7 protein-coding genes and 1 pseudogene are annotated in these 8,086 nt (G+C 72.1%); 4 read left to right on the top strand and 4 right to left on the bottom strand.

Annotation, left to right across the window (positions count from 1 at the left end; translation table 11 throughout):
• Positions 1–94 precede the first annotated feature (94 nt).
• Positions 95–619: pseudogene (locus ABZ749_RS23410) on the bottom strand (lytic polysaccharide monooxygenase); the annotation flags it as partial.
• Positions 620–987: 368 nt separating this feature from the next.
• On the opposite strand from ABZ749_RS23410, the gene ABZ749_RS23415 reads away from it, so the two are divergent.
• From ABZ749_RS23415 to ABZ749_RS23425, 3 genes are all read left to right on the top strand, one after another.
• Positions 988–2,163, top strand: coding sequence for an XdhC/CoxI family protein (locus ABZ749_RS23415; RefSeq protein WP_357231114.1), 1,176 nt, complete (start codon positions 988–990; stop codon positions 2,161–2,163).
• Positions 2,164–2,277: 114 nt separating this feature from the next.
• On the top strand, positions 2,278–3,213 hold the full coding sequence (locus ABZ749_RS23420; protein ID WP_357231117.1) for a carbohydrate kinase: 936 nt from the start codon (positions 2,278–2,280) through the stop codon (positions 3,211–3,213).
• Positions 3,214–3,435: 222 nt separating this feature from the next.
• Positions 3,436–5,304 (top strand): RICIN domain-containing protein, encoded by a 1,869-nt coding sequence (locus ABZ749_RS23425; RefSeq protein WP_357231120.1) that lies wholly within the window; start codon positions 3,436–3,438, stop codon positions 5,302–5,304.
• Between the two features lie 4 nt (positions 5,305–5,308).
• On the opposite strand, the gene ABZ749_RS23430 is transcribed toward ABZ749_RS23425, so the two are convergent.
• Together ABZ749_RS23430 and ABZ749_RS23435 are read right to left on the bottom strand one after the other, a co-directional pair.
• Complete coding sequence (locus ABZ749_RS23430) at positions 5,309–6,139, bottom strand: MBL fold metallo-hydrolase (protein WP_357231123.1); 831 nt, start codon at positions 6,137–6,139, stop codon at positions 5,309–5,311.
• Positions 6,136–6,540 (bottom strand): hotdog domain-containing protein, encoded by a 405-nt coding sequence (locus tag ABZ749_RS23435; protein ID WP_030488289.1) that lies wholly within the window; start codon positions 6,538–6,540, stop codon positions 6,136–6,138. The genes ABZ749_RS23430 and ABZ749_RS23435 overlap by 4 nt, the downstream gene beginning before the upstream one ends.
• Positions 6,541–6,667: 127 nt before the next feature.
• Here ABZ749_RS23435 and ABZ749_RS23440 point away from each other — a divergent pair, with 127 nt between their 5' ends.
• Positions 6,668–7,735: a phosphatase PAP2 family protein gene (locus tag ABZ749_RS23440; protein WP_357231126.1), complete on the top strand. Its 1,068-nt coding sequence runs from the start codon at positions 6,668–6,670 to the stop codon at positions 7,733–7,735.
• 162 nt (positions 7,736–7,897) lie between these two features.
• Here the strand turns inward: ABZ749_RS23440 and ABZ749_RS23445 are convergent.
• Positions 7,898–8,086 (bottom strand): PH domain-containing protein (locus ABZ749_RS23445; protein ID WP_357231129.1); only part of this gene is annotated, 189 nt, incomplete at its 5' end.

Consider the following 8,086-nt stretch of genomic DNA (forward strand, 5'->3'; position numbering starts at 1 on the left):
CGCGGACGAAGACCTGGGCCTGGCCAACGTGATACTCACCAACGGCGCACGGCTCTACGTGGACCACGCTCACCCCGAATACTCCACCCCCGATGCCGACCGAGCCGCGCTGCGGCGGGTTGGTCACCGTCAGGAACGGCTCCTCCAGGTCACTCCAGGCCAGGGCCCGGGTCGGGCTCCAACTGTTCTTCGTCACGTAGAAGTAGAACGTGCCCGGGTGGTGCGCCCAGTTGCTGTACTTGAAGTCCAACCGTGCCCCGGCGGTCAGGTGGGTCAGCGGCCAGTCGGTGCGGGGCAGGTCGTAGCCGCGGAAACCGGTGGCCCCGCCGCTGCACAGTTGCCCGTCCGGAATGAAGCCGGTGGTCCGGCCGCCAGCGTCGGAGCGCAGCACGCTGAACCAGTTGTAGAGGGAGTTCGTCCCGCTCTGGGCCACGGCGGCGGAGCACGCGGGGTTGGTCGGCCTGATCTCGCCGGTCGTACTGAGGCCGTCCTGCCAGCACAGGTAGGTGCGGCTGCCGGGCGTCATCGCCGCGCCGTGCGCGGCGGCCGGCTGTGGAGTGGATGCCAGGGCGACAGCGCCGAGCGCGAGGGTCATGGCCGCGGTGAGCAAGGCGGCCATACGGGAACGGTTCACAGGTTCTCCTGACTCGCGAGGGGCGCTGGCTGAGCCGCCCCGCCGCAATCGGGTGGGATGTGGCGTGATCGCCCCGCTGTCGTGAGCGGTGCGACGATCACGGCGACGTGCCCCGGCGGAAAACAGCCGGTGGACGTGCGCCGTCGACGGTCCTGTCCTGGACCGGTGCCCTCGCGTCTAACCAACCCGGCAACCGGCGGCGCCGCAGCCCTCGCACCGCCCGGTACGCGTCATCCCACCACGCCGCAGCGGCCGAGCGCAATAGTCATTCCTCGATGTATGAGAAGACCCGCCGGTCGTCGTTGGACGTCATATCCTGCGTACGGGGAGCGGGGACGGGGAGGCGGCCGCCGGTGCCGGACGTGTTCGACGAGGTGCACCGCCGGTGCCGCGACGGCGAGGCGGTCGCGCTGGCCACCGTGGTGGCCACCTGGCACTCCGCCCCGCAGCCACCCGGCGCCGCCATGGCCGTCGCTACCGACGGCACGGTCATCGGCAGTGTCTCCGGCGGCTGCGTCGAGGCCGATCTCTACGAACGGTCCCGCCGTGTGCTGGACACCGGCCAACCCGAGCTGTGCCGCTACGGGATCAGCGACGACGACGCGTACACAGTGGGCCTGACCTGCGGCGGCATCCTCGACGTGTTCGTGGAGCGCGTCGACGCGAGCGCCCTGCCGGCGCTGGACGCGGTCGCCGCAGCCCGTAGCGGCGGCCACCCGGCGGCGATCGTCACCTGCGTGGCCGCCGACGCCAACGACGATCCACAGGCCGACGCCGGCAGTTCACCGGGCACCGAACCGACCGACCCGGCCCGGCGGCTCGGCCGGCGGATCGTGCTGACCGGCCAGCGGTCCGTCGGCTCGCTCGGTGACGACCGGCTCGACGACGCGGCCAGCGCCGACGCCCTCGGGCTGCTCGCCGCCGGGCACAGCGGCATGCTCCGGTACGGGTACCACGGGCAGCGCCGAGGCGGCGGCGTCAGCCTCTTCGTGACCGCGTACGCCACCCCGCCCCGGATGATCGTCTTCGGTGCGATCGACTTCGCCGCCGCGGTGGCCCGGATCGGCGCGTTCCTCGGCTACCGGGTCACCGTCTGCGACGCCCGGCCGGTCTTCGCCACCGCGCGCCGCTTTCCCGACGCGGACGAGGTGGTGGTGCAGTGGCCGCACCGCTACCTGCGTACCGAGTTGGCGGCCGATCGGCTCGACGAGCGGACGGTGGTGTGCGTCCTCACCCACGACCCCAGGTTCGACGTGCCGTTGCTGGAGTTGGCGCTGCGCCACCCGCTGGCGTACGTGGGCGCGATGGGCTCACGACGTACCCACGACGAGCGACACAAGCTGTTGAGCGAGGCGGGGCTCAGCCCGACGCAGCTCGCCCGGCTCGCCTCCCCGATCGGGTTGGATCTCGGTGGTCGTACCCCCGAGGAGACCGCTGTGAGTGTGGCCGCGCAGATCGTCGCGGCCCGGTGGGGCGGCACCGGTCGCCCCCTCGCGGTACTCGACGGGCCGATCCACCAGCCGGGGTAGCGAGCCCGTCGGTGCGCGGCCTTCGGCGCCCATCGGGCCGTGCGCTGTGCCAGCCTGGTGCCACGGAGATCGGCTCGGCGATCGGCGGCCGGTGGCCACGACGAGAGGATCGGCATGGGATACGCGGTGGTGCTCGGTGAGGCGCTCGTCGACCTGCTCGACAGCGAGCTCGACGGGGAGCGGGTCTATCGGCAGGCCATCGGCGGCGGGCCGCTGAACGTCGCCGTCGGGGTGGCCCGCCTCGGCGGCGCGGCACAGTTCGTCGGCTCGCTCGGTGACGACGCGCTGGGCGGGCGGATTCGCGCCTTCCTCACCGCGGCCGACGTCGGGGTGGCCGGTGCGATCACGGTCCCGGCGCCGACCACGCTCGCGGTGGTCACGTACGCCGGGCCGGAGCCGGACTTCCGTTTCTACGGCGAGCCGGCCTCCTACGCGCTGCTCCGCCCCGACGATCTGGACCTGGCGTTGCTGGAGGGCGCCGACGTGCTCTACTGCGGCTCGATCGTGCTGCTCCGACCCGATACGCTCGCCGCCGCCCGCCGCGCCTGGTCGCTCGCCGCCGGCCTGCGGGTCTTCGACCCGAACGTACGTCCCCGGCTGCTGAACGGGCCGGGCGCGCTGGAGGGGCTGCGCGAGGTGGTGGCCGAGTTCGCCGCCGGCGCGCACCTGGTCAAGCTGAGCGCAGCCGACGCTGTGCTGCTCTATCCCGGTGAGCCGGTCGAGGGGGTGGCGGCGTACCTGCGTGAGTTGGGGGCGGCCACTGTGGTCGTGACGCTCGGCGCGGCCGGTGCGGTGCTGGCTGCCGCCGACGCCGACCCGGTCCGGGTGCCGGCCCCCAAGGTCAACGCGATCGACGCCACCGGCGCGGGTGACTCGGTGATGGCCGCGCTGATCGCCGACCTGCTCGTCGACGGCGAGCCAAACAGCCCGTCGGGCTGGACCGAGCGGGTGGCCTTCGCGCTACGGGTGGCCGGCCTGGTCTGCGAATCCCCGGGCGGCGCCACCGCCATGCCCACCCGCACCGCAGTACAAAACCGCTTCAACCCCTAACCCCAACCCCAACCCCACGCCCCCGCGCCCCGCGCCCCCTTCCCGGCGTCGATCTTGCAGTTTCTGTCGACGTTTCGTCAGCTGTGCCCTGCTTTCGCCCCGCACAAAGTGCAAGATCGCGTGCTCGGGCGGGGCGGGCGGGGGCGCGGGGCGCGGGGAGAGGGGGCGGGGCGCGGGGGCGGGGGGAGGGTTGACCTCGGGGATTTGTGAACGTTAACATCGATGACGCGCGATGGAAACGTGGGCGTCGTCGGGGAGGTTCTGATGCGGGTGGTTCTGGTGCCTCTGGCGTTCCGGCACGTTGCGGCCCTACTGGTCATGCTGCTCGTGGCTGCCGGGATGGTCGTCGCCCACCCGCCGGAGCGGGCGGCCGCGTGGGACAACGGGGTGGCCGACACCCCGCCGATGGGGTGGAACAGCTACGACTCGTTCAACTGGCGGGTCACCGAGACCGACGTCCGGGCCAACACCGACTACATGGCCACGAACCTGCGGCAGTTCGGCTGGGAGTACGTGGTGATCGACTGGGCCTGGTACTACCCCGGTCAACACAACAACAGCCCCAACCAGGACGCGAACCTGCAACCCCGGCTCCGGATGGACGCCAACGGACGGCTGCTGCCGGACACGACCCGGTTCCCCTCCGCCGCCGGTGACAACGGGTTCAAGCCGCTCGCCGACTACGTCCACGCGAAGGGGCTGAAGTTCGGCGTCCACCTGATGCGGGGCATTCCCCGCCAGGCGGTCGCCGACAACGTACCGATCCTCGGCACCACCTGCCGCGCCAACCAGATCAACAACACCACCACCGCGGCCTGGCTCAACCTCATGTGGGGCCTGAACATGTCCAACCCCTGCGCGCAGACCTACCTGGACTCGATGTTCCAGTTGCTGGCGTCCTGGGGTGTCGACTACGTGAAGGTGGACGACATCGCCGCCCCGACGTACCGGCAGTCGGAGGTCGAGGGGTACCGGACGGCCATCCAGCGCAGCGGCCGACCGATGGTGCTGAGCCTTTCGCCCGGCCCGACCTCGCTCTCCAGCGGCGCACACGTCCAGGCCAACGCGCACATGTGGCGGATCGTCAACGATCTGTGGGACAACTGGTCGTCAGTGGACGCGCTCTTCGACCAACTGCGCAACTGGACCCCGTACCGCGCCACCGGCGCCTGGCCCGACGCCGACATGATCCCGATCGGCCGGCTCTCCAAGTACGGGCCGGTCGGCTCGCCGCGATACTCCAACCTGACGTCGGACGAGCAGCGCACCCTGATGTCACTGTGGGCGATCAACCGGGCGCCACTGATGTGGGGCGGCAACCTGGTCGAGAACCGTGCCGCCGAGCTGGCGTTGATGACCAACGCTGCGGTCCTGGGAGTCAACCAGAACAGCGCGAACAACCGTCAGCTCTACGGTGGCAGCCGGCAGGTGTGGACCGCCGACGTGCCGGGCAGCAACCACCGGTACGTCGCCCTGTTCAACAGGGACAGCAGCGCGGCGCAGGTGTCGGTGAACCTCGCCGACCTCGGGATCGGGTCGGCCGCCGTGACCGACCTGTGGTCCGGCGCGGCCCTCGGCACGGCGACCGGGACCCTCACCCGGTCGCTCCCGGCCCACGGCGCCGGGCTGTACCGGCTCGCCCCGGACACCACGGTGCCGGTGCCGAGCGCGTACACCCTCGCCGCGCGGCACAGCGGCAAGCTGCTGGACGTCAACAACAGCGCGACCACCGACGGTGCCGACGTGGTGCAGTGGGCCGCCAACGGTCAGCCCAACCAGCGGTGGCGGTTCCAGGACGCTGGTGGGGGTTACCAGACGGTGGTCAGCGCGCACAGCGGAAAGTGCCTCGACGTGTACGGCGGCGCGGGCGCCACCGCCGACGGGGTACGGGTCACCCAGTGGACCTGCAACGGCGGCACCAACCAGCAGTGGCGGGTGCAGGACCTCGGCACGGGTTACGTGCAGCTCGTCGCCCGGCACAGCGGCAAGTGCCTCGACGTGCTCAACTCCGCCACCACCGACGGTGCCCGCGCGGTGCAGTGGACGTGTGGCACCGGCACCAACCAGCAGTGGCGACGTACCTCGGTGTAGGCCGTCAGGCCGTGCCGTTCAGTTCCAGGTAGCCGCGCTGGGCGGCGACCAGGGCCGGGCGGGCCCCGAAAGGGGCCTCGGCGGCCACCCGCTCCGGCGGGGCGCTGCCGGTGTGCGCGGCCCGGATCAGCCAGGCCAGCTTCGCCAGCTCCGCGTGCTGAGCCCGGACGAAGTCGACGTCGACCGGGTCGCCGTGGCCCGGGATCACCACAGTGCGCGCGGTGGTGAGTCGCAGCAGGTCCGCGACCGCGTCCGGCCACCGCAACGGGTACGAGTCCTCGAAGGCGGGCGGGCCACTCTGCTCCACCAGGTCCCCGGCCACCAGCACGTCGGCGTCCGGCACGTGCACCACCAGGTCGGCCTCGGTGTGCCCCCGCCCGGGGTGGCGCAGCAGCACCTGTCGACCGCCCAGGTCGAGGACCGTCTCGACGTGTACGGTGTGCGTGGGAGCGAGCAGCGAGGTGTCGGCCAGCTCGGCGGCGAGCGCCGGGTGCTCCGTGCGCAACTCCTCGTACGCCTCCCGGCGCAGCCGCTCCGGCTCCTCGCGCAGGGCGGCGGCGGCCAGCTCGTGCGCGTACACCGGGCGGGGTGGGTCGCCGGCCAGGACGGCGTTGCCGAAGCAGTGGTCGTAGTGGTGGTGGGTGTTGACGAGCGTCAGCGGACGGTCGGTGACCGCCCGGACGGCCGCGGCCAGCTCGGTGGCCTGGGCGGCCGACGAGAGCGTGTCCACCAGTAGCGCCTCGTCGTCGCCGACGACCAGTGTGACGTTGACCCGCAGCAGCGGTTCGGCCAGCACGTGCACCCGGTCGGCGACCTCGACGAAACCGGCGTTCACGACGCCCGCCCGGCCCGTTCGACGAAGCGTCCCCGGTCGACCAGGATCCGGTCCACCCGGCCCCGGGCCACCGTCTGGTCGCCGTCGCTGACCGTGACCTCGAACGACAGCCGGCGACCGTCGACGGTCGCCAGCAGCGCCTGCGCGCGGACCGTCCGGCCGACCACTGTCGGCGCCAGGTGCTCCAACTCGACCCGGGTGCCCACTGTCGTGGAACCAGGCGGCATCCCGGTCGCCGTCGCCGCGACGGTGGCCGCCTCGGCCAGCGCCAGCACCCGGGGGGTGCCCAGCACCGGTACGTCCCCGGAACCGACCGCCTGGGCGGTGTCCGCGTCGGTGACGGTCAACTCGACCTGGGCGGTCAGACCCGGCGCGAAGGCCGGCTCGGGCTGCTCCTGCATGGTCGTCAGCCTAGGTGCTCGCTGGACCCGTCGAGCACGCGCCCGACGATCCGGACGCGACCACCCCGGACGCGCAACGGGTGGTCCCCGTCGGTCGATGCCGTACCCGTCGTTAACCTTGACCCCGATGGCCGTCGCGACTGACCCCCAGCCCCCCGCCCGGACCGACCCGCCCGCGTCCCCGGACGGGGGTCGTCGGCGCGTCGTCGCCATGACCGTCTGGGCGGTCGCGTTCGTCGCCGCGTGGCTGGCCATCGGGCTGCCCACCGACCCGGCGTACGCCTTCGTCTGGATCTGGCTGGCGACCATCGCCTGGAACAGCGATCGGCCGTGGCGTAGCCACCTGCGCTTCGCCCGGGACTGGGTGCCGGTGGTGCTGCTGTTCGTGATCTACAACCTCTCGCGCGGGTTCGCCGACAACGGGGCCACGCCGCACGCGATGGAGTTGATCGTCGCCGACCGGTTCATGTTCGGCTGGGCCACCGGCGGTGAGGTGCCCACCGTCTGGTTGCAGCAGCACCTCTACCACCCGCAGGTGCACTGGTGGGATGTCGCGGCGAGCTGGGTGTACTTCTCCCACTTCGTGGTGGCGCTGGCCGCCGCCGCGGTGCTCTGGCTGCGCGACCGGCACCGCTGGGCCGCGTACATGCGGCGGTGGGGTTTCCTCTGCGCGGCCGGCCTGGTCACCTACTTCATCTACCCGGCGGCCCCGCCCTGGTGGGCGGCGCAGAACGGCCTGCTCACCGAGGTCGCCCGGATCTCCACCCGGGGTTGGAAGGCGTTCGGCATGCACGGTGCCGGCAACGTCCTCAACGCCGGCCAGATCGCCTCCAACCCGGTCGCCGCGATGCCGTCGCTGCACACCGCCTGGGCGTTGTTCGTGGTGCTGTTCTTCCTGACCGCCACCCGTCGTCGCTGGTGGCCGCTGCTGCTCGCGTACCCGCTGGCGATGACCTTCACCCTGGTCTACTCGGGTGAGCACTACGTGATCGACGTGCTGGTCGGCTGGGCCTACGTGGGGCTGACCTTCCTGGTGGTCGGTCTGGCGGAGCGTGGCTGGGCGGCGTGGCGTGTCCGCCACCCGAAGCCCGGAACGCAACCGCCCCCCGACTCCCCGCACAACGAGCCGGAGCCCCCAACCCCACGCGAACCGAACAGCGCCACCACCCACCCCCAGGTCCCCGCCGACCACTGACCCCCACCAAGGCCCGACCCCGCCCCCGACCCCATCCCGTTGATCATGAAGTTATTGCCCTCCCGCGCGGCGTGTCGGGGCAACAACTTCATGATCACCGCGAGGGGAGAGGGTCGGTCAGGGGGGTGGAGGGGGCGGGGTCAGGGGGGTGGAGGGGCGGGGTCAGGGTTGGGGGGTGGTGGTGCGGGCCTGGTGGGCTCTTGTCGTCAGGTCGGCTGCCAGGGCCCAGGCTTCGGCCAGGTCGCGGTCCTGGGCGGTGGCACCGGAGCCGCCCGCGGTGTCCGCGTGCACGGTGGCCAACCCGAGACGGCGCTGGATGGGCCCCTGGACCACCCGCACGCTCTGGATCCG

Origin of the sequence: Micromonospora sp. NPDC047753 (assembly GCF_040642735.1) — a bacterium.
Lineage (GTDB): Bacteria > Actinomycetota > Actinomycetes > Mycobacteriales > Micromonosporaceae > Micromonospora.